Here is a 26,715-nt window from a genome sequence, read left to right on the forward strand (position 1 = left end):
GATATAGAAAAAGACTTGAAAATCCTTCCCCCACAAGCAGTTTGACAATTTCATTCACGGGTATTGAATTTAAATATATCATTACCGAGATCCCCGACTTCTTAAAGAAGTCGGGGATCTGAATATTATCGAAATTAAGCCACAACTTCCACTGTTTTTGCTTCTGGTAACAACCGCTTTACACCTTGCTTGACAAAAGCTTCCAACACAGCCATTTTTTGATTTTGCTGGAATACGGTTTGCAAAACTTGACGCAGTTTGTCGAGATTTAAAGCGCTTCCTGATTCTAAGGCGATTTCTTGCTGTTCAAAATATTCAACTAAACTTAATCCCGCTACTCTGGTTAGGTAAGCAGCGCTAACTCCTTCTACCATTCCTCCAGCGACAAAGGTAGCAACATTAGTTTTCAGAATACCTGTTACGGCCCTAGTGGAAAGTTCCACTAAACCTAATTTCAACATTAAACTTCCCATAGTTCCCGCTACTTGTTGCGCTTGTTCTAAGGAAATTTTCTGCTGATATATATTACCCAAATCTATCACCATTTGAGCAGTAATCGCCGCAGTTGCGAGAATATCTAAAGCAGGTACGGGGTTAGCAAATGCCGCCGCCGCTGCAATCCATTGATATTGTTCTATGAAAGGTGTAGCTTGCTCTCTTCTGACACCATTTAAACAATTTTTAGCTTCAGCTTTCAATAATAATACTTGGCGATTTGTCGTATTACAAACTAGCTGTTCTCCCTGCTGTCGGACAATCTCCATTAATTGTTGTGTCAATTGCTGGATATCTGGCGTTGGTTGTTCCATCCATTCTTGGAAAGAACCATCTTCTTGATGTTTTCGCACTTTTACAGGTACGGGAGAAGCTGCTGTCGCAACTATATTTGCACCCATGCGCTGTTTTAATGATTGGAGAACTGTAGCGCGTTCATCAGGTTGATATTGATCTTGTTTGTTGAAAACCAGCAAACTTGGTTGTTTTGCGGCTTTTAGTTGTTGTAAAACCTGAAATTCTGAATCTGTTAAATCACCGTTGGTCAGAAATAAGACAAAATCAGATTTCTGGATTTCTGATAAGGTGACAACATCAGAATTTTCACCAGCTACGGAAAATAAAGGTGCTGTTTCCGCAAAATGCAAAGACATTTCTGAAAGGGTTGGGGCAGTTTTTAGAACTTCAATAACTGTACTTTTACCTACGGATTTACCACCAGTAACGGTAACAGCGATTTCCTTTCTATTGAGTTCTAATGGCAATTTAGCGAGGTTTTCGCGGAGAATTGCTAGGTGAGGATGATTGGCTGCTTCTTGGGTTAGTTGATTAATTATTACTTGGGTTTGAGCGATCGCTCTTTCCACAATTGCTCTATCTGCAACTATATCATTTTGCTGTTCACCTAATTGGGGTTGATTTTTTTTGAATAACCACAAACCCCCACCCACAGCCAAAGCACTCAGGAGTCCGAATTCTCCCACTTGCACTATTGAATCATGCCAACTGTTTAACATCCACAGGGAGAACGATAGTCCTAGTCCCCCCACTAATATTGGTCGCTGTAACTTCACAACTGTGATTCTCCACGCGATGAAAAAGCTTTTACTTCATTTATTCTAGAACTTTTGGCATTAAAACAAGTTCTTTAAACAATAGTTTGACAGATTGAAGTTTACCACCCTCACCCAATTAAGTAGGTGAACATCAGCGGTCAGCAATCAAACGCTATCCTTCTATTCTAGTAGTTAGTCAAATTTGTTTTGACGGGTAATAATATAAAAAAACTTCTATTCTTTGCTCCCCTACTCCCCCACTTCCCCCACTTCCCCTACTTGCCTTCACCCGTCATTTTTGGGTTGACAGACTACTAGATTTACTGGGGCTTCACCATAGATAGAATAATCCCCACTAGCGAACCCAGAATTAGCACCATACCGCTGAGAGAAGCAATTGCAAAACCAGGACCGCGTTTTTCAGCAGCTTGGTAATATCCCCAAGCATAAGCAATTCTTCCTACTATCCAAGCAGCACCCAGCACAGAACCCCAAATAGGACTAACGTAAATAGAAAACAACCATAAACCAGGAATAAATAAAGCTAGTTGTTCCAAAGTATTTTGTTGTACCCTTAGCACTCTTTCAAAATCCAGGTTTCCTGTAGTTTGCGGTACAGGGACTTTATATTTAGCTCTAGCTATACCAACATTAATTGTCACTACAAGATATAGTATAAGTGCGGAAACAGTAACTAAACTAGGATAAGGAGACATAAACTTGTGTAAAATGGGAAAATAACGTTATTTACAAAATATTATAGGTGACAGATGAGAATTTAATTAATTACTAACCAGCAATGATAGAAACATTAGAACCATTAATTGAATTAAAAGGTATTTCTAAAACTTTTGGTAACAATAAGGTTTTAGATCATATTGATTTGAAGATATACCGAGGACAAGCACTAGGAATAATTGGCCCTTCGGGAACAGGTAAATCAACGGTTTTACGGATTATAGCCGGATTATTAAAACCCGATGAGGGAGAAATTTATATTCAAGGAGTCCGCAGAGAAGGTTTAATAGAAGATGCTGCTGATCCTGTGGGAATTGGCATGGTATTTCAGCAAGCGGCCTTATTTGACTCTCTGACAGTCGAGGAAAACATTGGATTTCTACTTTATCAGCATTCTCGACTCAAGCGATCGCACATTCGGGAATTAGTCAATCAAAAATTAGAATTGGTAGGACTAGCAAATATTAGCCACCTTTACCCATCAGAACTTTCTGGAGGAATGCGAAAAAGAGTCAGTTTTGCTCGTGCTATTATGTCAAATCCTCAACGTCCTACAGACACTCCAGAGGTTCTATTATACGATGAACCTACAGCCGGATTAGATCCCATTGCCTCAACGGTAATTGAGGACTTAATCCGTGACTTACAAAATACACAAGGAGTCTGTAGTACCTACTCCATTGTCACTCACCAAGAAAGCACTATTCGGCGGACATCCGATCAAATAGTATTTCTTTATCAAGGAAAAGTCCAATGGCAAGGTACAGTAGATGCCTTAGATCACACCGAAAATCCCCTAATTAGACAATTTATGAGTGGAAGTGTAAATGGCCCCATTCAAGTAGCTGGTTAAGTACCAAATTAAAGAAAATTGCTGAGTTTAACGCTATCTGTGGAGGAATAAATGCGAAGTCTAATTAGCAGTTTCACGTCTGCACGCATGATGAGAGAAGGTTCTGTAGGATTGTTGCTCCTGGTAGGGTTAGGTGCATTTGGAATAATTTTACTGTGGTTAAATAGAATCACCCCTGGAGAAACTTCTTACAAAGCAATTATCGAATTTGCTAACGCTGGGGGAATGCAAAAGGGTTCAGCGGTTCGGTTTCGAGGTGTGAAAGTGGGAACTATCACCAAGGTTCAACCCGGAACAAATGCGATTGATGTGGAAATTCAAATTAACTCCCCTGATTTAATTATTCCCAGTAACTCCCTCATTGAAGCTAATCAAAGTGGATTAATTAGCGAAAATATTATTGAAATTACTCCAAAAGGAGATTTACCGGGGCAGTTATCCGCCAAACCTCTAGATAAAGACTGTAATTCTAGCTTGATTATTTGTAATGGTTCTCGCTTAAAAGGAGAAATTGGGATTAGTGTAGATGAACTGATGCGTCAATCAACTATTTTTGCGGCTCAATACAGTAATGAAAAGTTCTATAAAAATGTGAATCGCACCTTAGAAACCTCGGCTAATGCTGCTACTAATATCGCCGATTTAAGTAAGGATTTACAAGATTTGAGCAAAACCTTCAAAGGACAAATAAGTGTATTTTCTGGAACAGCATCTACATTACAACGCTCTACAGCCACATTAACTGCAACTACTACCAAAACCGCAGATCAATTAGGGACAACAGCTAAAGATTTTAGCGTCACAGCTAAACAAGCAGGTCGTTTACTGACAAATTTAGACAATCTCATCACCACTAATCGTTCTTCTTTGGTTGGTGCTTTAAATAGTATGACGGAGACAAGCAACCAACTTAGACAGACGGTTACAAGTTTATCACCTGCTATTAATCGCTTAACTCAAGGACAATTATTAACCAATTTAGAAACCTTATCAGCAAATGCAGCCGAAGCTTCTGTAAATTTAAAAGATGCTTCTAAAACTTTAAATGATCCCAAAAACATTGTTTTATTGCAGCAAACCTTAGATTCAGCAAGAGCAACATTTGAAAATACCCAAAAAATCACCGCTGATTTAGATGAATTAACGGGTGATCCTAAGTTCCGTCAAAATATGCTGCGATTGGTAAATGGTCTGAGTAAATTAGTTTCTTCCAGCAAAGACATCCAAGAACAAACCAAGGTAGCTGTAACTCTAGATGCTCTCAAAGCTGATGCTAATCAATCCAAGGTAGTAATTACCGCACCTATTCCTCAAAAACAAGTAGCGGTAGTTGAGCGCAGTCGAAACTTAGTAATCAATCCCCAACCCAAAATAGTAGAGAAAGTGGAAACAACCCCCCAACCAGTTCCAGAACAACCCAATTTATCCCAAGAACAACTCCTCCAGAAACTTCGAGAATATCGGGAACAGGGAAAAAGAGGAGCAGGGGAGCAGGGGAGCAGGGGAGCAGGGGGGTAGGGGAGGAATTTTCTCCTTCTCTTTCTTTCTTCTTTCTTTCTCCTGACTCCTGACTCCTGACTCCTGACTCCTCAGTTCCAATCTTGCTCATCTTTTTTGCCACGACTTTTGTAAATTCCGCCTGTATCATGGATTTGACGGGTTTTGGCAAATAGTTCAGATTCGGTTAAACCCCAGCGTTGCAAAACTTTATCTAAGTTAACTTGAATGTCTCGCGCACCGGGGAAACCTTGATAGCGAATTTTTAGTCTAGCTAATTCCGATAAATTGTAATCGGTTGCGTCTTGAGCGAGTAAAATATCAATAAGGGGGCGATCGCGGTTGTAGAGTGGATGTTGTTGATCTTTACCGCCGGGAATTTCTGTCATCATTCATACCTGTACGAAGTTAGCAATCCATCAACAACTCAAGAGCCAAAATCTCGATCATTGCTAATTATCCACCATAATCTAGTGAATGACGGCAACTACGCCTTGTCACTTACGGCTCTCACTACTGCAATTCAGCTTAAAATAAAGATACATTATCTTTAAGAAAATACAAGAAACTTTAGATAAGGGTGAACTTATATCTCACCCAAAGACCAAGCAGCACGAGGGAAAGAACCCGCTATGTTTGAACACTTCACTTCCGAAGCCATTAGGGTAATCATGTTAGCTCAGGAGGAAGCACGACGACTGGGACACAACTTTGTAGGAACAGAACAAATTCTCCTGGGTTTAATGGGAGAAGGAACGGGTGTTGCTGCTAAGGTGCTGGCTGAGTTGGGTGTTACCCTCAAAGAAGCCCGTCGGGAAGTAGAAAAAATAATTGGCCGGGGTTCTGGGTTTGTCCCACCGGAAATTCCTTTTACCCCGAAAGTCAAAAGCCTGTTTGAGCAATCTTTCCGAGAGGCTCACGGTCTTGGACATAATTACATAAACACTGAACACTTATTATTAGGTTTAACGGAGGCTGGTGAAGGAGTCGCCGCCAAAGTATTACAAAATCTAGGAGTGGATTTACCTGTCGTCCGTTCGGCGGTAATGAGCCGATTGGGTGAAGATACGGCGGTTGTCACTGGTGGTAGAAGTAATTCCCAGCGCAATCAAAATTTATCCATAGAGGAGTTTGGCAGAAACCTCACCAAACTGGCTCAGGAGGGCAGACTAGACCCAGTAGTTGGTCGTCAGAACGAAATTGAAAGAACGGTGCAAATTCTCGGTCGGAGGACTAAGAATAACCCGGTTTTGATTGGTGAGCCAGGAGTTGGAAAAACAGCGATCGCTGAAGGTCTAGCACAACGTATTGTCAATCAAGACGTTCCCGAAATTTTACTTGATAAACAAGTAATTAGTTTGGATATGGGTTCTGTAGTGGCGGGAACTCGCTTCCGGGGTGACTTTGAGGAACGCCTCAAAAAAATCATGGAAGAAGTCCGCAGCGCAGGGAACATCATCTTAGTGATTGATGAAATTCATACCTTAGTCGGTGCAGGTGGCACAGAAGGCGGTTTGGATGCAGCTAATATCCTCAAACCGGCTTTAGCCAGGGGTGAACTCCAGTGTATTGGTGCGACCACATTAGATGAATATCGTCAACACATCGAACGGGATGCGGCTCTAGAGCGACGTTTTCAGCCCGTTTTGGTAGGAGAACCATCAGTAGCAGAAACTATTGAAATTCTCTATGGTTTGCGCGGCGCTTACGAACAACATCATAGAGTTAATATTACTGATGAAGCGGTAATTGCGGCGGCTGAATTGGCAGATCGTTATATTAGCGATCGCTTTCTCCCCGACAAAGCCATTGACTTAATTGATGAAGCTGGTTCTCGTGTCCGCTTGCGTCACTCCCACATTGCCAAAAACAAGGAACTCAAACGCGAATTAACCACCGCTACCAAAGCCAAATCAGAAGCCATCAGAACCCAAGATTTTGGTAAAGCCGGTAAATTGCGGATACAAGAATTAGAACTGCAAGCCAGACTCGATGTAGAAGAAAATCAGGAAACTGTTAACTCTCCCGTCGTCAACGAAGAAGACATCGCCCAAATTGTCGCCTCGTGGACAGGTGTTCCCGTCAACAAACTCACTGAATCTGAATCTGAATTACTTTTACATCTGGAAGACACCTTACATACAAGATTGATCGGTCAAGAACAAGCAGTTACAGCCGTTTCCCGCGCCATTCGTCGCGCCCGTGTCGGCTTAAAAAATCCTAATCGTCCCATTGCCAGTTTTATCTTCTCTGGACCAACCGGTGTTGGTAAAACCGAATTAGCCAAAGCCTTAGCCGCTTACTTCTTCGGTTCGGAAGAATCAATGGTGCGTTTGGATATGTCCGAATACATGGAAAGCCACAACGTCTCCAAGTTGATTGGTTCACCTCCAGGTTATGTAGGATACGACGAAGGCGGACAACTAACGGAAGCTGTGCGGCGCAAACCCTATACAGTGTTGCTATTCGACGAAATCGAAAAAGCGCATCCCGATGTATTTAATATGCTGCTACAAATCTTAGATGACGGTCATCTTACGGATGCTAAAGGTCGAAAAGTAGACTTCAAGAATACATTAATTATCTTGACTTCTAATATCGGTTCTAAGGTAATTGAAAAAGGTGGTAGCAGCTTAGGATTTGAATTTGATAATGCAGCAGACGCTAGTTATCATCGCATTCGTAACCTAGTTAACGAAGAACTCAAAGCCTATTTCCGTCCCGAATTCCTCAACCGTGTTGATGATATTATCGTCTTCACTCAACTCAACAAAGATGAAGTCAAGCAAATTGCTGAAATCATGCTGCGTGATGTTGGTAGTCGCCTCAAAGATAAGAATATTGTCTTAGAAGTGACAGAAGCCTTTAAAGAGAAGGTTGTCCAAGAAGGCTATGATCCTAGCTACGGTGCTAGACCATTACGCCGTGCTATTGTGCGTCTCTTGGAAGATTCTTTGGTGGAAGCGATTCTATCTGGGGAAATTGCAGATGGAGATAAAGCCATTGTGGATGTAGACGATGATGGCCAGGTAAAAGTCAGAAAATCAGAAACCCGTGAGTTGTTATTAACTAATGTGGGTTAATTCGGGATTTCGACAATATCGGTAAATTATTTTGATGGGTGGGTGACTTTATTGTTAACCCACCTTTTTTTATGGTTTTTTTACAGAATAATATGGATTAAATGAACCACGAAGACGCGAAGAGCGCGAAGGAAGAGGGAAGAAGAAAGAAGAAGATAGGTAATTTTAGATAGCATTGAGAATTTCAATCACTATGACATTACCTGCTGTTTCATCATCAAGAATCAGTCCAGGACTAACGGAATATAAATTAACTCGTAAGTTTCAAAGCAGCGGCTAAAATATCATCATCAGATTCTATCTCATCTAAATTATCTACCTTCATTTGTTCCATAATTTGACGATGAGTGATTTCATATTGAGCATCTACTAAAGTACGTGCTATTTGATAGGTGATTTTTTGCCAATCTTCAGGTGAAGCTATTACTTCTATATGTTGCAATGCTGAATAAGCCTCTGCTGGTAGCTTTGGTAAAAACTTTAAAGCTAAATTAATATTTTGTGTTGGTGTTTGTTCAGCTATTTTAGATAAATCTATCATCACCATTATTAACCCACCTTTTTTAATGGTTTTCCGGGGTAAGTAAAATTTTGCATCTAATTTTCTAACCAGTTCTCTAATTGCAAATTGGGAATATTGATAAAATCTTTGATATTATTAGTTACGATAATATCATTGCGAGAACGAGCAACAGCAGCAATTAAAGCATCTAATTCTCCAGTTGGTTTACCAATTTTTTTGAGTTCGCTTTGAATCTTGCCAAATTCAATAGCTGCATCTAAGTCAAACTGTTCTATAAGCAATAGGTCAGTAAACTGTTCTAAAGTTTCTAGATTCTTAGCTACCTGTTGAGAATAATAAACGCCTTTATAAAGTTCTGCAACTATAATTGTAGATAGATAACACTGGCTAAAGTAGCGATTAAATTTTTTAGCTACTTGGGTGTTCTCTTTTAGCAGTGCAATACAAATGTTAGTGTCTAACAAGTACATTAGCCGTTATCCTGATTATCAATTGAGTCAATATTTCTACCTTGATAAGCATGGCGTTGTTGGTCAATTTCTGCAAATATTGTTGTTAAATCTGGTTGATTTTTCCAAGTTCCAAATAACTTATTTAATTTAGCTAATTTCTCTTCTGCTGTTAAAGTTATTTGGGGTTCAGATATTTGCTTTTCAATAAATTCCAAATCTATTATTATTTCTGTTCCATCTGGAATGTTATTTATTTGCTCTAATATCTCAATAGTTTGACCGCGCTTTATCCCTCTAATTTTCATGTTTATTTATCCTCATTTTAGTGTCAATGACTACCAGAAATTTCATGTTGGGCGGTTTTGCTGACGCACAGCTTTGATTTCTGCCATAATATCATCATCCGTAATATCATCAATTGGCGGTTGAGTGTAAAATTCTTGAATTAACGCTGTTAAATGAGCAGCTAAATCAAATTTTATCAATAATTTGGCATACCTGTAGATTTTATCCATTAGTCTTGCGGATTTATCATTATTACATACAAGCCTGTCTCAGCATTATTATCAGGAAGAATATCGTTACTACTTTTCACATTCTGATTTTCACATAAAACGGCAAAAGATTGTAAGCTGTCTAATCTCGCTAAAAGTTCGCTGAGGGTATCTAAATATTCAGCTATAGCAATTTGCCGATGTGTCCATGTTTCATCCCATTTTTCATTATAGGACATTTGAAATTCTACATCTATATTAGTTTTTTTGCGGCGAATATCTTCAGCAGATAATGTATAATCTTGGGGGTAAATTTGGGTAATTCTTTCTACTCTTTCTGGTGTAATATGTTCTTGAAAACGAGAATGTGTAAAGCGATAGGTTGTAGATAAATAAGGGTTTTCGTCTGTAATTAATTGAGTTGCCCAGTTTTGGGCTATTTGTTGAAATTTATCTACTTCTATTGTTAATAATTCTCTAGCTTCTTGATGTTGTCCAATTTCTAATAATAAGTTAGCTTCTGTTGCTGTTGCTACCGCCCAACCTTGAATAGCAATATCTGTATTTAGCATTAATTCTGCATCTAATACTGGATTAATTTGTAATGCTTGATTTGATAAAAATAAACGTACTCTATTAGCAACTTTTAAACATTCTCTAGGTGATTCGTTCGGAAATAGTTTTCTGTCGTTTAATTCGGCATTTAATGAGGCAATTTCTTTTATTATCATTGCTTGTTGAATATGAGAAATTGCTTTTGCTAAATTTTGTTGTTTTTGGCGATTATCTTCTACTAATAGATATAAATAGGCAAGTTGTCCTGAGATTATCTCTAGGCGTTCTTTAACAATTGCAAATTCTTTTTCTACAAATTGCTGAAGATTGTTTAAAGAATTTTGAATTTGATGTAATTTATAACCCATGTAAGCAAAACCAGCAATACTTACTCCCAGGTTTAAAACACTTGCACCAGCAGCTATTTGAGTTAATCCAATAACTGAAGATAAGCTTTTTTCAATTCCCATTAATTTGTGATAATTTAAACCTTGACTAATAACATCAACTCCTCCTAATGTGGGGGAAAATCCAGCATCTATTAATTTATTGGTTAATCCTGGTGTTTCTGCTAAATGGCTAATAATTTGACCTGCTTTTTCTGTACCTTTAGAATATCTAATTACACTACCATAGCGAGTCAGTGAACCATCTAGTAAACCTTGGATAATTTCTGGACTATTTAATAAAAGAGTTGTATCAATTAGCATCGTAAATCCTATTATTTAGCAGTTGTAAACGCCTGTGTCTATAAACACTTCTACTGTTAATCTCAGCGAAATTTCAACACTTGAACCAGCTAATGTACGAAAAGCTGACATTCTTTCAATTTGATTCACATTAGGTTTAAATCCAGGATGAGGATCATCTAATTCTATTTTGATTAAGTAAACATCATATTCTGAGTCCTCTTGTTGTTGAACTACAAATTGCTTAGGATTCTCAAAACGATAATTTAAGTTTGAAGAATCGCTTTCTTTATTACCTAACCATAAGGTCTGAGTAGCGCGATACAGTTGATCACAATCTTGAGCTTCTATTTTTCCTTGTGTCTCTAAGGATTCAACAAAATCTTTTTTCAGTGAATTTATTACTAAAATGAGAACTTGTTGTTTATCTTGATCTATTATCTCTAAAATATGACTTTGCTTATTCCTATTTATACCGTTAGATGGTGATAAATTTTGATTTTTTTTATTCAGTAATCTTGCTAATACTGCTGGTAAATTACACATGATTATTTTCTCCATAAATAGATTGTAAATTTTTGAAAATCTCTGCAATGCTATCTTTTTCAATTTCAAATTTTCGCCAACGTTCCTGTTTTTCTATTTCCTCCTGAATAATACTGAATTGTTCATTTAATATCCTTTCAGCAAAATCAGAAATTTCATTAACTGATTCAGAAAATACATTACTTGCTGAATTTAATTGTTTAATCATCCAATCATGGAATATATCCCATAAATTATTCTTTGCTTTTGCAATACCATCTGACCACTGTTTCCCCATTGCGTCTATATCTGGTATTTTTAGGTATTTATATTTTTTATCATTATACTTATCAGCCTTACTGCCACAACTTCCGTCTTTGTCAGTACCTTCATATATTTGAACATTAAGAGGAATATTAAAAAACTCGTCAGGTAAATTTGGTGAAGTTGGAGGTAACTTTTTAATGAAGTTATTAATAATAGCTTCATCAAGATTCATCACTGATAATACTGTATTTACAAAAGTTAGCGATTGATGCTTAAATGATGTTTCTATGAAATTATCCAAGACTGATATAAAATATTGTCCTTTAGATTGCATTAAAAATTGACTTCTTGCTTCTATGGCATTTCTTACAGTTGCATAAATTAACCTAACACGCCGTTCTATATGATCAAGTTCTTGAACATCCTTTTTATTATCTAAACGTACTTTTTTGATAAGATACCCTGGTTGTTTATCAAATCCACCTGTTAATAATTCTCTACTTAATTTATCATATACTTCTGCAATATGTCTTGCTAATTGAGGATTAATTACCTCATTTAATTTATCCTGAAGATCATAGCTACCATGATTATTTTTTAAAGCATCTATTATAGGAAAAATTAAGGATGATATTAAGTCTTTTTCTATTTCATTGACACTCTCAATAATTTTTTGAAATTTTTGAAGATTTGTATCTCTGATATATTTATATGTATTAACTTTATTGTTTTTTTGCAAGTTTTGTAATTCTTTTATTAGTGTACTTATTTCATTGCTAAATTCATTTATTGCTTTTTTTGTATAACTTTGTAAATTCTGACTAATTTTTTGAACATTTGCCTTTTCTTGTTCTATTTCTTCCTTAGATTCTAATTTTCTGGTAATAATTAGGGTATTAAGTTTCTCTGATAAATCATTATACTGTTTATGTAATGAAATTACAGCAGGAAATATGACCAACTCAGTAAATGATTTTTCTACTCTTTCCTTAAAAAGTTGCCATAGTTCCTTGCCTCCACTCCATTCTAAAGCATAGATTAGAATTTTTAACATAGTTTCATCATTGATAGAAATTCCTCGAGATACCTGTCTTTTAATGTCTCGAAACCAGTCCTCTAAATCCCAGTTATTCTCAGTATGTTCTCCTAAAGTATTTGCACAATTTTTAAACATATATTTCAACAATTCTAATCTTGTTTTTTGATCAACTGTTGAAGGTTCATTTAAAGCACCAGCACCCCAAGCACATTGGGCATAATATAAAAGCAGAGCATTAAAAGGTAAAACATCTGGAAGTTCAGGAAGTGATAAAACTTCTTTAATTTCTGCTCTTAACTTATTAATTCTCACTTTTAAAGGTAAATCATTTTCAGTCCGACGATCAACTCGATTTAAAATAAAAATCATCGAGTCTGTACGACCTTGTAAATATTCAACTACCTTTTTTAATTCTTCTAATAATCGTTTTCTATGGCTATCATCTACCTGTGTATAGTCCAAAGCCACTAAACTAAAAGTCTTATTAACTTGCTGTTGAATAGTTGCCAAATTAGTCCGATCTTGCACTGATTTTAAACCAGGTAAATCAATTAATTCTACTCCTATTCCTGGAGGTAAACCTAATAAATTAGAATCACAAGCTGGTAATAAAGGAACATAAGCTGTTATTTGTGGTGCTACATATTCGCGTTTTTGTCTTGCTTCATGATAGGAGTTCATAACTGAACGAATACGTTGATATAAGTCATCATCAGTTAATCCCGTCCATTCTCCAGTTTCCCAAGCAGCATTTTGTGTTTTTTCAATAATTAATTTTGAATCTTGAGAATGTTTAAGTGTTAAAACTCCTCCACTCATTTCTTCTGCGTCTATAGGGGCAATTTTTCGCCCTATTAAAGCATTAACTATGGTTGATTTTCCAGAGGATGTTGTACCAATGGTAGCTATACGAAAACTGGGATTTTCTAATCTTTCTACTGCTTCTTCAAAAGCATCTAAAAAACCGTCTAAAGCTGATTTAATTCCCGGATCTGCAAATACATCAGGAGAGGAATTAACTAAATTAGCAATTGAGTTACCTAATTCGTTTAATAAAGTGCGGGCGTTGTTTAATTTGGCATCAATATTCAGTTTCACTTGGTTTACCTCTCTAATTATTAAAAGTTCTTGTTTCCAGTGTTCTGGTAGCAGTGGCCTTTCTAATTGTTTTGGATCATTTAACCATAAATGGTCTTTTTAAGAAAATCTGTTTCACTACTTGATGTAGCAACTTGTATACCCGTTAACATAATAACCATGTACAAGCGTAGTTGTAAATACTTTTCTCGTTTATTTTTTGTTTACTTTCATTGCTAAGTAAATAATTTTTGTGACAAAATTTCAGTGAAGATCATGAAATGTGAATAAGTTTCAATACTGTTCAGTTAAGGAAATGTAGGTTGGGTTGAACGATAGTAAAACTCAACAAATGCTTATAAATGTTGGGTTTCCTTGCGTCAACCCAACCTACGTAATTTCAATGTTTGAGCTTAACCGACAAGTATTGGCTGTGAACCGCCTATTTAACTGTGACTGGCAGTTTTTGCGCTCACAGCTTTTGGAATAACAATACTGACGTTCTGCATCATGCCTTGGTCTTCATGGTCAAGAATATGGCAGTGCAACACAAAGTCGCCGATATAACGTTCGTAACGGGTGCGGATGACGATGGTGTAACGCTCTGTCTTCGACTTAGGGCCTTTTACCCAAATGGTGTCTTTCCATACGCCTTTCAGCCCCCGATATTCTGGATCGATTTTTCCTTCGACACCATCTTTCGCGTCTGGCAAACTGACATCATTACCCTGCGGGTCAAGGATTTTGACGATCTGGAAAGGATTCACATGGATGTGGAACGGATGTCCAGCGACGTTTGATTGCAAAGTCCATTCCTCCACTTTGCCTAGCGTCAGCGTCCGATCAATGCGCTTGTGATCGTAAGGCTCTAATTTGGGGTCATTGCCTATGTCATTGCTGACTAGAAAACCCCGATTATCAATAGAAAAAGCCAATTCCTGATAGCCATTGACCTCGCTATCTTGAACATCAAGATGAGGCATAAAGGCTGTAAGTTTCAGCCCGTTTTTCAGGTCGTTTACAATCTTCTCTTCCATCGAAGGAATGGAAAGATCACGAGCAGCAGCAACAAGTTTATTTGTCAGATACTTGTGAATGTCCTTGTCTTCAATGTAAAACACTGGCAGTTTTGACGTGTTATTAACCCCAGCGTTAGGATCAATAACATTAACGAAACCCAACAGTTGGCTTTTCTCTTCCTCTCGAGTGACACTTTCGGATGCTGGGGCTTGTGCATCAACTACACAGTAACCACCTGCTTGAGGAAAAACTACCAGTGCATCGTTGCGGTAGCCAGGCTGCAAGGTAGTTAATTTGGTTTCCCATGCTGCGGATCTGGTCAGTCCGTCATCGGCGATGATGTGGTAAGGCAGGGTTTCATTTGTACTCGGACAATATTTCTTCTTGTAACTGTCAGTTGTGTTGTCTGCTGTTTTGTCTTGAAGATAATCTTTTAGTGTAGGTGCATTATCTTTCAACTTACGAAACTCTAGGTTGATGGTGTTGCGGACACCTGCATGAATCATCCGCCAGCGCTCGATTTTGCCGGGTTCGGCTGTGAAAGTTGGTAGAACTTGACCGTTGATGCTGGTGTAGCGTTTAGAATCAATCCAGGATCTGGGGCTAAATAACCCTTTGTAAGATTCGATTTCACCAGTCTCTTCGGGTTGACAATTCCACTTTACATTGTTGTTCTCGTCCAAGCAGGCGTATTGGATTTGCTGGAAAAGTAAGATTTGTTCTTTGATATCGGCTTTCTTCAGTAAGGTGTCAATGTCGCCATTAGCACTTTTGCTTGGCAAGCGATCGCCGCGCACAATCAGAGCGCCGGACATACCACTAGCTACTTGGAGTGCTGTTGAACCATGTAGATGGGGGTGATACCAAAACGTGCCAGCAGGATGGTCAAGGGGAATGTTGTATTCATATTGGAAGGTAACTGTCGGATCGAGGACTGATAGCACATTGTCACTATTGCCGGTTGGACTGATCCATAAGCCATGAGAATGCAAATTCGTGCGGTTGTGGTTGTTGCAATTAGGCTGATTCTCATTACCTGGCTCACGTAAGTCTTGGCAACGAAGACTAAAATTCGGCGGTAGTTCGTTTTTTAGGTTGATTCGCACGGTGTTGCCTGGTTTGACCTCGATGGTCGGTCCAACATAAGGTGTTTCCGTGCTAGTACCAGTGCCAACATAGCTACGTAAGTTCACTTTGTCATCGTGGTTTGTTGTCGGATTGTAGATTTCGCCACTAGTATATTTAACGCTGAGATCAAACTCGACCTGACCATCCGGTTTTGTCTTAGGGATGTCTTGCTTATGGAGTTCCAACAGCGGTGGGTTTTCAAAGATGCGTTCTGCTGGTTCTGCTTGTACAGATTGCGCTGAGAATATCATTAATACTGAAACAAAAGCCGTGAAAGCAAGCACTTTCCAGGCTCTAATCAAGTCTGGATAATGACAGTTGTATTTAGACATTTTGAGAATTTCCTGATTTTTTATGACGTTACTTTCAAACAACAGGGAAGAGAGAGAGATGGAATTATTGATGTTTCTTTGATAACTTGGTGGGCGATTCCTACGGAGCGCTGCGCTATCGCTCTTTAACCACAAATGGTCTTTTTATTGACACCTACTTTATTGCTTGATGTAGCAACTTTTATACCAATTAAGATAATAATCATATACAAGTGTAGTTGTAAATACTTTGCTACTTTATTTTTATTTACTTTCATTGCTAAGTAAATAGTTTTTGTAACAAAACTTCAGTAAATATGAGAAACTTCATTATGCTTAGTTTCTTTTTATTTATATAATTACAATTATCATCTAAATATTAATAACCCCAAATAACCGCGTGAGTTTTGACAACGTTTGTAAACTACTAGCAGAAAAATATCCCTTTGATTTTGCTCGTTGGTTGCTTCCCCAAGCACCAAAAACCATCGAAGTCTTAAAAACCGAATTGAGTATAGAACCAATTCGCGCTGATTTTGTCACATTCTTACAAACAGAAAATCGCATTTTACATATTGAATTTCAAACTAATCCACAATCTAAACCTCCGATTCCTTTTAGGGAATTAGACTATTCAGTGAGATTAATCCGTACATATCAAGTTCCTGTAACTCAAGTAGTGATTTTCTTGCAAGAAACAACGGACGAAATCGCTTTTACGGAAGCATACATCAATGAAACCACACATCACCGTTATCGCGTAATCAGAATGTGGGAGCAAGATTCAGCTTTATTTCTCGATAATCTGGCATTATTACCATTAGCACCATTAACACAGACAAACTCACCCCAAAGCCTGTTATCTCAGGTTTCCCAGAATGTTGCTAAAATTGCAGATAGGGAGACTAAACAGGATATTGCAGCTTACACAGAAATTTTAGCTGGTTTGCGGTTTGAGAAAGACTTTATTCGTCAATTGTTAAGTGAGGATATTATGCAAGAATCAGTCATTTATCAGGATATTTTGCAGAAAGGTGAAAGAAAAGGAGAACTGAAAGGAGAACTGAAATTTTGTTTGTTTTTACTTAATCAACGGTTTGGGGAACTTGATTCTTTAATAGTTGAAAGAGTCAAAAATTTACCTGTAGAACAGTTAGAAAATTTAGGTGCAGCGTTGTTTAATATTTCTGAGGTTTCTGATTTAGTAACTTGGTTAAATCAACAAGATCATCAGAATTAATAATTTGTGGTGTTGGGTTTCGCAACCCAACCAACTTTATCATCTGCGAAAATGCAAAATCGGCATAGTAAATAAACCCCAAGCCAAACCTGTAATCAAACCAAAAGGGGTAACAATATAATTATTAAAATTCCACAAACCGAAAACTTGTGCTGCTAACTCCAACGGATAAGCCATCATTAACACAGTAGCAAATACCGCACCATTCCAACCATATTGATTTAACCAAAAAACGCCTTTTCCTTTAGTTAAAGCATACAAAATCCGAGTTATCAATAGACCTGAAACCGTGCCATAACAGCGCATACAAACCGCCATGATAAACGGTGGAGATAACTCCAAACCCATAGTAGGCTGTGGACATACATGATTACCCATGAAGTAAATAATGTCCGCAATACCCGGAAGCAAAAACACACCAGACGCAGCTAAAAAAGGAGCAATAGGGGGGCCAAAAACCATACCAGCTAACAGGAAATCAGCAAAAAAACTCATCCAATTAACTTGTCTAATCTGTAAATCTCTTGATAAAATTGCCCGTTGCATCTTTTTTCTGTGTCCTTTGTGTTTCGTTTTCTTCAATACTCAAAATAATTATAAATCATCATCTGGATTTATACCCATTTTCCGTAGACGTTCAGCTAATTGTGCAGCTTTAAGTTCTGCTTGTTCAGCCCTTAATTTTTGTAATTGAGCTTCTTCTTTACCTACCAATAATAAATTACCATCTAAATCCCACCAGCGTAGCCACAGTTGTTCAGGATTATTTAAATAACTTCCTTGCCATAGTCCTAATTCCACACCTAATGGCAGAATAGGATAATGTCCGCGTTCGTTAGGCTGCATTTTTTGGTAAGAAAAATCAACCAAATGATAAACTTCTAATTTGCCATTATTAATTTCATAAATAGCATAGTAGGGAACGCGGATAATGCGCTCGTATACCCAGAATTTACCAGGTTTTTCACCTTCTTTTAAACCCGGTAGAGGTGTTGTGTCTCTTTCTTCTTCACCATTACCACTAGCTAATTCTATAGCAATTAATGGAGGAATATATTCCCGCCATAAAACATAAGAACGGCGAATTTTACCTGCTAATTGTGGTGCTACATCAGGGACATAAAACCAGTCTGGTGCTACTGTACCTTTTTCTGGTGGTTCAGTTTCGCGCCAATAAATCCCACAATCTTGACCTATACAAAATTGTCCATCAGGATGTAACTTTTGTAAAGTTTGAATTATGGAATCTGTGATAATTATACTTTGAGGATGTTCTTGAAAGTTTTTCACGAAAGTACCATCAGACTCTGGTAGTTGAGTATGATCAGGAAACTGCGGTGGTATAGCAATATCAGCCAGGGTTTCACTCATACTGTTTAAAAGATTGCAGTTGTTTATTTAGTATTATATCAGAGAATAGGGAGCGCGGAATTACTGAATATTGTATTATAAAGGTTATACAGTCATCTATCACAGTTTATGATTTGCTGCTTAAACCCAGATTGTTCCCAACCTATCAACCCTGATGATAACGAGTTTTGTCAAAGTTGCAGAACCCCGTTAATACCATTATTAATCAATCGCTTTCGAGTATTGCGGGTGCTTTCTGCTGAAGGTGGTTTTGGGAGAACCTATCTAGCGGAAGATAGCCAGAAACTCAATGAAACTTGTGTAATCAAGCAACTTGCACCTAAACAGTCAGGAACTTACGCTTTAAAAAAAGCCACAGAATTATTTATTGAAGAAGCTAAACGCTTACAAGATTTAGGAGAACACGCGCAAATACCAACGCTGTTTGCTTATTTTGAAGATAATGGTTTTCTCTATTTGGTACAACAGTTTATTAAAGGGGAGAATTTATTAGATGAATTAGAATTAAAGGGAAAATACAAGGAAACCCAAATTCGGGAATTATTACTAGATTTATTACCATCTTTAAAGTTTATTCATGAGCGCCAGGTTATTCATCGGGATATTAAACCACAGAATATCATGCGCCGAGCCAGTGATGGTAAGTTGGTATTAATTGATTTTGGGGCATCGAAACAATTAACTACCACAGTTCACACCCAAATAGGAACACAAATAGGTTCTTATGGGTATAGTCCATTGGAACAAATACAAGGTGGTGAAGCTTATCCAGCCAGTGATTTATTTGCTTTAGGTGCAACTTGTTTTCATTTATTAACAGGAGATTCACCTTTTCAACTTTGGACAATAAATGGTTTTAGTTGGGTGAATAATTGGCGACAATATTTACCTAGTCCTGTAGATCAGGATTTAGGGAAAGTTTTAGATAAGTTGCTGAAAATTGAGATTCAAGAACGGTATCAATCTGCGGATAAAGTTATCAAAGATATACAAATTCCTCCTACTATTTATGTACCTCCAGGGGGAAATCAAATTTCTCAAAATCAAATTTCAGGAAATTCTGGAAGTTCTCAAAATCAAATTTCTCAAAATCAAATTTCGGGAAATTCTCCAACTACAATAAATCGTCGCGGTTTTATCTATGGAGGATTATTTTTAGGTGGTGTAACTGTCGCATTTATGGGACAAAATTTATTTTCTGGGAAGCAAAATCAAACCTCAATTTCAGATACAGCAACTCCTGAAAATACACCAACTCCTGAAAATACACCAACTCCTGAAAATACATCAACTCCTGAGAATACAACTTCCTCAAATAACCTGAAAACCTTTAGTTTTGAAGTGGTCAGCACCAACGCAACCGGAAACATCATTAACCGACGGAATGAAAGCGCAAAATATTTCGCAGAAGATTTGGGAAATGGTGTGACATTGGAAATGGTGGAAATCCCAGGAGAAACATTTATCATGGGTTCACCGGAAAACGAAGCAGGAAGGAATTCAAACGAAAGTCCCCAACATCAAGTTACTGTTCCTAGTTTCTTCATGGGAAAATATCAATTGACACAGGCACAATATCAAGCTATCATGGGTAGTAACCCTTCTGGATTCAAAGGCAATAATCGCCCAGTTGAACAAGTCAGTTGGAATGATGCAGTTACATTCTGTGAAAAGTTAAGTCAAAAAACAGGAAAAAACTATAAATTACCCAGTGAAGCTGAATGGGAGTATGCTTGTAGAGCCGGAACTACTACACCATTTTATTTTGGTGAAAGTATTACCCCAGAATTGGTAAACTATGATGGTAATTACACTTATGCTTCTGCACCAAAAGGCCAGTATCGTCAACAAACTACAGATGTAGGTTCTTTTCCCCCTAACGCTTTTGGTTTGTATGATATGCACGGTAATGTGTGGGAATGGTGTCAGGATAATTATATAAATAGTTATAATAACGCCTCTACAGATGGTAGTGCCTTGACAGGGCAAAGCCGTACAAAGCTGCTGCGCGGTGGTTCGTGGAACTACTATCCTGTTTATTGCCGTTCTGCTGTTCGCGGCCTCAACGGCCTCGGCAGCAACTACAGCAATATTGGTTTTCGGGTTGTTTGTAGTGGTGCGGCGAAGACTTAGTAGCCCTTTACACTCTTGCTCTTTTGCCCTTTTCTTTTCTTTCTCTTTTCCCTTCTTAACCCCCGCCGTTAGGCGGAAAAATAAAATTTTTTCTTTCGACAATAAAGCAGATTGTGGTGTCTTTGCTTAGGATAGCACACATTTTTTAAATTGTCAGAATCAGGATATCCAGGATTTTAGGATTTACAGGATGTTATTGATAAATTTCTGGTTTTCCTTTGCGTCTTTGCGTGAAAATGAATATTCAATATTGTCATAAATGGCTAACGCTGCGCGAACAGGATTTTCAGGATTTTTGTCATGTCCATATTCCCATTCCTAAATTAGTTTAAATGAATTGAGTATTTATAATTTTTATTTTGAGAATTTTATGTTTAACAATGTTGAATGACTTAAATTCTGTTCGTATATATTAACCTTAATCATAAATTCTTAAATCCTAAAAATAAAAAATCAAACCCACATCCTGAAAATCCTTAAATCCTGGACATCCTGATTCTGACAATTTTTAATATTCTCCTGCTTAATGGGGTTGTATCAGAAACAATAATCATAAATTATTTGCTTTTAACCCCATTCTCACTTGATTGATTTCTGACTGAAATTCCTCTAAACTCATACTATCGTCAAAAAGAGATATATCATATTTAGACATTAACTCAATCATATCTAATCGAGAAATGAGGAATAATTGACTAGCTTTACCACTACTAATTTCTCCGTGTTTTAGTAGTGTCATTACATAAGCTTCTTTAGCTTTATTTTCTGCTTCTTTTCTGATAGTGTCTGTGACGCTATGGATGGGAATGGTAAACTCTATTTTAGTCATAAAATCACATTTGTTTATTTGTTAGCTTGCAATGCGTGAAGAAAAATTCCTAAGCAATATTTTGAGTAAATAATAACTAAACATCAAGAAAAATATCAACATCAATCTGAGCTTGTTTTAAAATACTTCTTAGTGTTCCTTCCTTAATCTCTCGATGATGCGGAATGGTTGTTTTTTGATTTGTTGCTGCATTAAACCAAATTTCATGATCTCCCTTAGCTGCACGGTAAAACTCAAACCCCAACTTTCCTAACTTTCTCGTTACTTCTCGATAAGAAAAACCCGCTAATCTTCCCATTATACCTCCATAATTAACGGATATTCAAATTGAGAAGGTACATCTTGTAAATGAAAATTATGATTTTTTTCTTTCTCCAATTCCAATAATACCTTAGCTACATCTTCAGCAATTTCTATGGCTTCTTGTACTGTTTTACCTTCTGCCACTAAACCTTGTAAATCATCACTGGTAGCTACAAAATATTCTTGTTCATCTTCAATAAATTTTTCAATTTTGAGTCGAATTAGGGTTTGCATTTAGTTAACCTTTTTGCTGAAAAATGTGTAAATAGCCTAAAAATTCTTCATTAAAGCCACTAAAATTCTCATTAAAATTTCTAAATCATTGGTTACACGATAAAGGTTTAAATCTTGAGTGATTTCTTTTGATTCACGATGTAAAATTACAAATTGCCAAATATTACCAATAGAAACTGCACCATACAGAATAGGATTATCAATAGGAGACCAATTATCAAAGGCAATTAATTCTACAGCTAATTGGACAATTCCTCTTTCTAAATCGGCATTTTTAGCTTCAATAACTAATAATTGATTGTCAGCTTTAATATAATAATCAACAACTCCTTTTAATTGATTATTGATATTTAACCCATACTCTACTCTAACTTTAGCATGGGTATAGTGAATTAGTTCCATAATTACAGGAGCAATTAAAAATTCTCTCCTAGCGGTTTCACTGGTTAAACTAATATAGGGTAAACTTTCTTCAATACGATTTTTTAGGTCTGTTAATCTTTCTAAGTTTTGTTGAGTTGTTGGTAAAGTTAGAGATTGTAATTGAAATTTATACCCAAAATATCCTATAATTTCATCTGGTTCATAATTCAATTTGAAATAATCAGCAAATGTGTAGGATTGATTAGAGTCAATTATTTGTATTTTTCCCATAGTTCCTACCTGCAATAATAATTATATTAAAATGTTATCTGAAATGGTGGCGGGCAAGATGCCCACCCCACAAGATTGATAATTGACTTTAACCTACATTAGCAACATAAGGACTCGTCAATTTATCCAATTGCTGAGTTAACAGACTGAGGAATAAACCCACATCTGTGACTACACCTACAGATTCTATTGAACCGCGATCGCTCAATTTTGTCACCACAGCCGGATTAATGTCCACACAAACCATCTTCACACCCGCAGGAGTCATATTTCCCACCCCAATAGAATGCAGCATCGAAGACAACATCAGAATCATGTCTGCACCTTGGATGATTTGCGAATATTCCTGTTGTGCTAAAATCAGGTTCATTTGGGTATCGGGTAAAGGTCCATCATCCCGAATTGAACCAGCCAGGGAGAAGGGAATGTTATTTTTCACACATTCATACATTACCCCACTTTTGACAACTCCCGCTTCTACTGCTTTAGCAATGCTACCAAAACGGCGGATAGTATTAATTACCTTCAAATGATGTCGGTGTCCACCCCGCACAGCTACACCCCGCTTCATATCCACACCCAGGGATGTTCCTAGCAGGTTTTGTTCCATGTCATGAACAGCGATCGCATTTCCGCCTAAAAGACCCTGTACATAGCCTTCCCGAACCAAGCGACAGAGATGTTCACCACCGCCGGTGTGAATTACCACAGGACCGGCTGTGACAACTACTTTACCGCCACTATCCTTAATTTTACGTAACTCCCAAGCCACCTGTTCAACGACTAATTCCACCCGTCTTTCACTGGAAACACCGGAAGACATAAAGCTAAACTCTTGGGAGTTGCGTTGTTCTCGTGATTCAGCTTTGCGGACGGTGCGGATACCCAATACATCCACAACCACTTTATCGCCGATTTCTAAATCACGGAGGAGTTTACATTTTGCTACTATACCATTGGCAGTTGTGGAAATAGCGATCGCTCCATCCATGCGTTGATTTTGCACCTTCAGCCATTCCCCATTTACCCGAATTTCAGTCGGATAAATCGTGCTGACATAGAAATCATCAGGAGCTACACCCGCTTGAATTACAGGTTCTAACCTAGTATCGCGCTCATCTTGGGGTAAATCAACCGCACCCAAATCAATCAACTGGGAGATAATTTCTTCCATCACCTCGTGAGATGGAGCAGATACCCTCACCTCAGCCGCAGATGTACTTTGACGTTGTTCTCCCAAGTTGAATTTGAGAACTTGGAAACTTCCCCCCATTTCCACAATCAAATCTAAAGCGCGGTTAATTAAACCTGCATCTAATAAGTGTCCTTCCATGCGAATGACACGACTTTCTACAGATACATTAGCGTGAATTTCATCACCAATGGGTTCTGTTACCCGCAAAGTCAAGCATTTAGCCGCACCACCAGCTTTGAGAAATTCGGTTAACGGGGTTTCAATAACTTGGAAACCAACTTCTGCTAACCGTGATTTTAAACTCTCACTGGTTTTGTTCATAATCACGATGCTTTCCACATTCACCGCATTACAAGCAAAGTTAACAGCATCAGCTTCTGTGATAGCGATGCGTTTTTCCGGTGCGACGCGCATTTCAATGACGCGGTTGGAGTAGGAATCAAACGCACCGGGATAATACAGCAAATAACCATTTGCTAAGGGACAAAAGCAGGTATCAAGATGATAAAACCGCTCATCCATCAACCGCAGAGAAATCACCTCAATGTCCAGCCATTTAGCCAGGTAGGGGTGAGAATCTAATTCTGACCGGAAACCGTATCCAGCCCATAACCAACGCCCTTCTCGGTCTAGGAGTGCATCTCCAGCACCTTCAAAGGGGAGGTCCTTAGGAAGAGTGTATACATTATAGCCATTATTTTCAAACCATTGTTGAAAATACGGTTCTTCACCTTGACGTTCTTTATGTAAAAAGCGGCTAAGAACGACGTTTTCACCGAGGACTAAACCCGCATTGGCACTGAATACCATATCAGGCCAGCCTTTTTCAGGGGCAACTAAATCAACAATGGCGTGATCTTTAATTACATGGTATAATTTATTCCATTGCTCCACAGCGCGATCGCGTGAGGACTTATGAATATTCCCTTCCATCCAAGGATTAATCACATAATCCACATCATAATGGTCAGGAGCGCACATCAAAAAACGAATTTGGGAAACCATAAAAATCTTACTAACTTCTAAAATGCTACTAATGTCTTCTGGATACAGAGTTTTGGTGATCCAATTCTGTCAAATCTGTTACTTAACCTCTACCTTCTCTTCTTGGTAGGCTTTATAAGGCGATCGTTCCTATTCTATTACTGCTAGGGACAATGTGAGCGGTAGGAGGAAAAATGTGTTATGGGGGATGTTATAGTGTTGCTAATAACCTTGTATACAAAAGCGTATTTATATACTAAGCTAAGTATAGATTTTGTATTTTATAAGGAAATTCAATCATTATGGCACACAAAATAGTTGCAGAAAAGAAAGTAATTCATTCCATATATACTGATTTTTGGTTCATAATTCCTGTATATCAAAGGTCTTATGTGTGGGAAAATGACAACGTAAATGAATTACTCGATGATCTCTGGTTTGCTTTTGAAACAAAATGTGAAAATGAATATTTTTTGGGTTCACTTGTTTTGAAAAAAACACAGGAAACAAAGTTTAATGAATATGAAGTTTTGGACGGACAACAAAGACTTACAACTTTTCTAATTTTGATGGCAGTTTTACGGGATATAACAGAAAATGAAAGATTAAAAAATGCCTGCCATGAAAAAATAATTCAAGAAGAAGATAGATTTAGAGGTGTTCCAAAAAGAATAAGAATAATATATAAAATTCGAGATAATGTAGAAAAATTCATTAATGAATATATTGCTAAAAAAGATGGGACTAAAGACATAAAAATTGGAGATTATTGTAAAGATCAAAATATTTCTATATCTCATATTGCAAATGCTATTTTAACAATGCAAAAATTCTTTTCAGAAAAAGAATCGCATGAAATAGAAAATTTTGGTGCTTATCTTGGATTAAAACCAGTATTGATATATGTGTCTACGGAAAATCAAGAAGATGCTTTTAGATTATTTACTATACTCAACAATCGGGGAACTCCATTAACAAATTCTGATATTTTGAAATCAATCAATATCGGTGAAATTTCTGATTTAACAATCCGTGACAATTATGCAAAAAAATGGGAAGAAATTGAAGGAGATTTTGGTAATGAATTTGATCGTTTTCTCTCTTTTATAAGAACTATATTGGTTAAACAAAAAGCTCGGTTAAGTTTACTGGATGAATTTGAAGAAAATATTTACAAGAAAAATCTACTCAAAAAAGGCGAAGAAAGTATTAACTATATTGAAGTTACAAAAGACAACTATGATAAAATTATTACTCTGACAAATACACATGGAATAAACCTAGACAACGAATATAAAAATCTTGTGACTATAATGAATTTTGGTTTGTCTTCTAGTGATTGGATAGCACCATTGTTAGCATTTTACTATAAGTTTAAAAGCTCAAATTTATTAGAATTTTTGAAAGAATTAGAATATAAATTCAGTAGTGATTGGATTTTACAATACACTCCTACTCAACGTAGTGATAATATGAGTAGAATTTTGAAAGAGATTGAAAAAAGTAACAATTCCCAGGATGTTTTATCAAATAAAACTATATTTGATGTAAATAAGACTGAATTATATAAAACTTTAAATGGAGAAATTTACGGAAAACAATTTGCAAAATACATCCTCTTAAAATATGAATATTTGAATATGGATCATATAGTTCATCTTTCAAGTTATAGAACTATAAGTGTAGAACATATTTTACCGCAAAATCCCAAAGATTCTAGTGAATGGAAATCAGTATTTACAGATGATGAAAGAAAAAATTGGATAAATAAGTTAGCAAATCTTGTTTTGATTAGCACACGAAAAAATTCAACCTTAAGCAATCTTGATTTTCAAGAAAAAAAAGAACGATATTTGAAAGGTAGAATGGATATTTTTCCAAGCGGTAGGATTTTCGCAATTTATCAGGAATGGAATACAACCATACTGGAAACAAGACAAAATGAGATGTTAAGTAAATTAGTCCAATAAC

General features: G+C 37.1%; 24 protein-coding genes. 6 read left to right on the forward strand and 18 right to left on the reverse strand.

Going from position 1 to position 26,715, the window contains the following annotated elements; genetic code table 11:
* Window positions 1-134: 134 nt before the first annotated feature.
* Both FJR05_RS05405 and FJR05_RS05410 read right to left on the reverse strand, forming a co-directional pair.
* Complete coding sequence (locus FJR05_RS05405; RefSeq protein WP_174783590.1) at window positions 135-1,511, reverse strand: DUF697 domain-containing protein; 1,377 nt, start codon at window positions 1,509-1,511, stop codon at window positions 135-137.
* Window positions 1,512-1,870: 359 nt separating this feature from the next.
* Complete coding sequence (locus FJR05_RS05410) at window positions 1,871-2,266, reverse strand: MAPEG family protein (protein ID WP_168643179.1); 396 nt, start codon at window positions 2,264-2,266, stop codon at window positions 1,871-1,873.
* Window positions 2,267-2,349: 83 nt separating this feature from the next.
* Here FJR05_RS05410 and FJR05_RS05415 point away from each other — a divergent pair, with 83 nt between their 5' ends.
* On the forward strand, window positions 2,350-3,141 hold the full coding sequence (locus FJR05_RS05415; RefSeq protein WP_168643180.1) for an ABC transporter ATP-binding protein: 792 nt from the start codon (window positions 2,350-2,352) through the stop codon (window positions 3,139-3,141).
* Between the two features lie 51 nt (window positions 3,142-3,192).
* A complete protein-coding gene (locus tag FJR05_RS05420) occupies window positions 3,193-4,659 on the forward strand; it encodes an MlaD family protein (protein WP_168643181.1) in 1,467 nt (488 codons plus the stop codon).
* 71 nt (window positions 4,660-4,730) lie between these two features.
* On the opposite strand, the gene FJR05_RS05425 is transcribed toward FJR05_RS05420, so the two are convergent.
* The gene (locus FJR05_RS05425) at window positions 4,731-5,027 is read right to left on the reverse strand and encodes a DUF3288 family protein (RefSeq protein ID WP_168643240.1); all 297 of its coding nucleotides are present in this window, start codon (window positions 5,025-5,027) and stop codon (window positions 4,731-4,733) included.
* A gap of 243 nt (window positions 5,028-5,270) precedes the next feature.
* Here FJR05_RS05425 and FJR05_RS05430 point away from each other — a divergent pair, with 243 nt between their 5' ends.
* On the forward strand, window positions 5,271-7,721 hold the full coding sequence (locus FJR05_RS05430) for an ATP-dependent Clp protease ATP-binding subunit (RefSeq protein WP_168643182.1): 2,451 nt from the start codon (window positions 5,271-5,273) through the stop codon (window positions 7,719-7,721).
* A gap of 250 nt (window positions 7,722-7,971) precedes the next feature.
* Here the strand turns inward: FJR05_RS05430 and FJR05_RS05435 are convergent, their stop codons facing one another.
* The 8 genes from FJR05_RS05435 to FJR05_RS05470 form a co-directional block, all read right to left on the reverse strand.
* On the reverse strand, window positions 7,972-8,268 hold the full coding sequence (locus FJR05_RS05435) for a hypothetical protein (RefSeq protein WP_168643183.1): 297 nt from the start codon (window positions 8,266-8,268) through the stop codon (window positions 7,972-7,974).
* Between the two features lie 50 nt (window positions 8,269-8,318).
* The gene (locus FJR05_RS05440; protein ID WP_168643184.1) at window positions 8,319-8,714 is read right to left on the reverse strand and encodes a type II toxin-antitoxin system VapC family toxin; all 396 of its coding nucleotides are present in this window, start codon (window positions 8,712-8,714) and stop codon (window positions 8,319-8,321) included.
* The gene (locus FJR05_RS05445; RefSeq protein ID WP_168643185.1) at window positions 8,714-9,001 is read right to left on the reverse strand and encodes a hypothetical protein; all 288 of its coding nucleotides are present in this window, start codon (window positions 8,999-9,001) and stop codon (window positions 8,714-8,716) included. The genes FJR05_RS05440 and FJR05_RS05445 overlap by 1 nt, the downstream gene beginning before the upstream one ends.
* Before the next feature lie 42 nt (window positions 9,002-9,043).
* A complete protein-coding gene (locus FJR05_RS05450) occupies window positions 9,044-9,211 on the reverse strand; it encodes a hypothetical protein (RefSeq protein ID WP_168643186.1) in 168 nt (55 codons plus the stop codon).
* Window positions 9,211-10,455, reverse strand: a complete 1,245-nt coding sequence (locus tag FJR05_RS05455) for a hypothetical protein (protein WP_168643187.1) — start codon at window positions 10,453-10,455, stop codon at window positions 9,211-9,213. Before FJR05_RS05455 ends, FJR05_RS05450 begins: the two co-directional genes overlap by 1 nt.
* 15 nt (window positions 10,456-10,470) lie before the next feature.
* Window positions 10,471-10,980 carry a hypothetical protein gene (locus FJR05_RS05460; RefSeq protein WP_168643188.1) on the reverse strand — a complete coding sequence of 170 codons (510 nt, stop codon included), beginning with the start codon at window positions 10,978-10,980 and terminating at the stop codon, window positions 10,471-10,473.
* Window positions 10,973-13,363, reverse strand: coding sequence for a dynamin family protein (locus FJR05_RS05465; RefSeq protein WP_168643189.1), 2,391 nt, complete (start codon window positions 13,361-13,363; stop codon window positions 10,973-10,975). The genes FJR05_RS05460 and FJR05_RS05465 overlap by 8 nt, the downstream gene beginning before the upstream one ends.
* Before the next feature lie 425 nt (window positions 13,364-13,788).
* Window positions 13,789-15,822, reverse strand: a complete 2,034-nt coding sequence (locus FJR05_RS05470; protein ID WP_217385527.1) for a multicopper oxidase family protein — start codon at window positions 15,820-15,822, stop codon at window positions 13,789-13,791.
* 379 nt (window positions 15,823-16,201) lie between these two features.
* Between FJR05_RS05470 and FJR05_RS05475 the strand changes: the two genes are divergently transcribed.
* Window positions 16,202-17,041, forward strand: coding sequence for a DUF4351 domain-containing protein (locus tag FJR05_RS05475; protein WP_168643190.1), 840 nt, complete (start codon window positions 16,202-16,204; stop codon window positions 17,039-17,041).
* Between the two features lie 39 nt (window positions 17,042-17,080).
* Here FJR05_RS05475 and FJR05_RS05480 read toward each other — a convergent pair whose 3' ends face one another.
* Both FJR05_RS05480 and FJR05_RS05485 read right to left on the reverse strand, forming a co-directional pair.
* On the reverse strand, window positions 17,081-17,587 hold the full coding sequence (locus FJR05_RS05480; protein WP_168643191.1) for a DUF2085 domain-containing protein: 507 nt from the start codon (window positions 17,585-17,587) through the stop codon (window positions 17,081-17,083).
* A gap of 48 nt (window positions 17,588-17,635) precedes the next feature.
* On the reverse strand, window positions 17,636-18,412 hold the full coding sequence (locus FJR05_RS05485) for a Uma2 family endonuclease (protein ID WP_168643192.1): 777 nt from the start codon (window positions 18,410-18,412) through the stop codon (window positions 17,636-17,638).
* Window positions 18,413-18,520: 108 nt separating this feature from the next.
* On the opposite strand from FJR05_RS05485, the gene FJR05_RS05490 reads away from it, so the two are divergent.
* On the forward strand, window positions 18,521-20,545 hold the full coding sequence (locus FJR05_RS05490; protein WP_168643193.1) for a bifunctional serine/threonine-protein kinase/formylglycine-generating enzyme family protein: 2,025 nt from the start codon (window positions 18,521-18,523) through the stop codon (window positions 20,543-20,545).
* A 550-nt stretch (window positions 20,546-21,095) separates the two neighbouring features.
* Here the strand turns inward: FJR05_RS05490 and FJR05_RS05495 are convergent.
* The 5 genes from FJR05_RS05495 to FJR05_RS05515 form a co-directional block, all read right to left on the reverse strand.
* Window positions 21,096-21,374: a UPF0175 family protein gene (locus FJR05_RS05495; RefSeq protein ID WP_168643194.1), complete on the reverse strand. Its 279-nt coding sequence runs from the start codon at window positions 21,372-21,374 to the stop codon at window positions 21,096-21,098.
* 76 nt (window positions 21,375-21,450) lie between these two features.
* Window positions 21,451-21,672 (reverse strand): type II toxin-antitoxin system HicA family toxin, encoded by a 222-nt coding sequence (locus FJR05_RS05500; RefSeq protein WP_168643195.1) that lies wholly within the window; start codon window positions 21,670-21,672, stop codon window positions 21,451-21,453.
* On the reverse strand, window positions 21,672-21,911 hold the full coding sequence (locus FJR05_RS05505) for a type II toxin-antitoxin system HicB family antitoxin (RefSeq protein WP_168643196.1): 240 nt from the start codon (window positions 21,909-21,911) through the stop codon (window positions 21,672-21,674). The genes FJR05_RS05500 and FJR05_RS05505 overlap by 1 nt, the downstream gene beginning before the upstream one ends.
* Before the next feature lie 36 nt (window positions 21,912-21,947).
* Window positions 21,948-22,565, reverse strand: coding sequence for a hypothetical protein (locus tag FJR05_RS05510; RefSeq protein ID WP_168643197.1), 618 nt, complete (start codon window positions 22,563-22,565; stop codon window positions 21,948-21,950).
* 88 nt (window positions 22,566-22,653) lie between these two features.
* Window positions 22,654-24,765: a TIGR00300 family protein gene (locus FJR05_RS05515; protein WP_168643198.1), complete on the reverse strand. Its 2,112-nt coding sequence runs from the start codon at window positions 24,763-24,765 to the stop codon at window positions 22,654-22,656.
* A gap of 281 nt (window positions 24,766-25,046) precedes the next feature.
* Here FJR05_RS05515 and FJR05_RS05520 point away from each other — a divergent pair, with 281 nt between their 5' ends.
* Window positions 25,047-26,714 (forward strand): DUF262 domain-containing protein, encoded by a 1,668-nt coding sequence (locus FJR05_RS05520; protein ID WP_174783585.1) that lies wholly within the window; start codon window positions 25,047-25,049, stop codon window positions 26,712-26,714.
* Window position 26,715: the final 1 nt, after the last annotated feature.

Origin of the sequence: Dolichospermum sp. UHCC 0259, assembly GCF_009711935.1 — a bacterium.
GTDB lineage: Bacteria > Cyanobacteriota > Cyanobacteriia > Cyanobacteriales > Nostocaceae > Dolichospermum.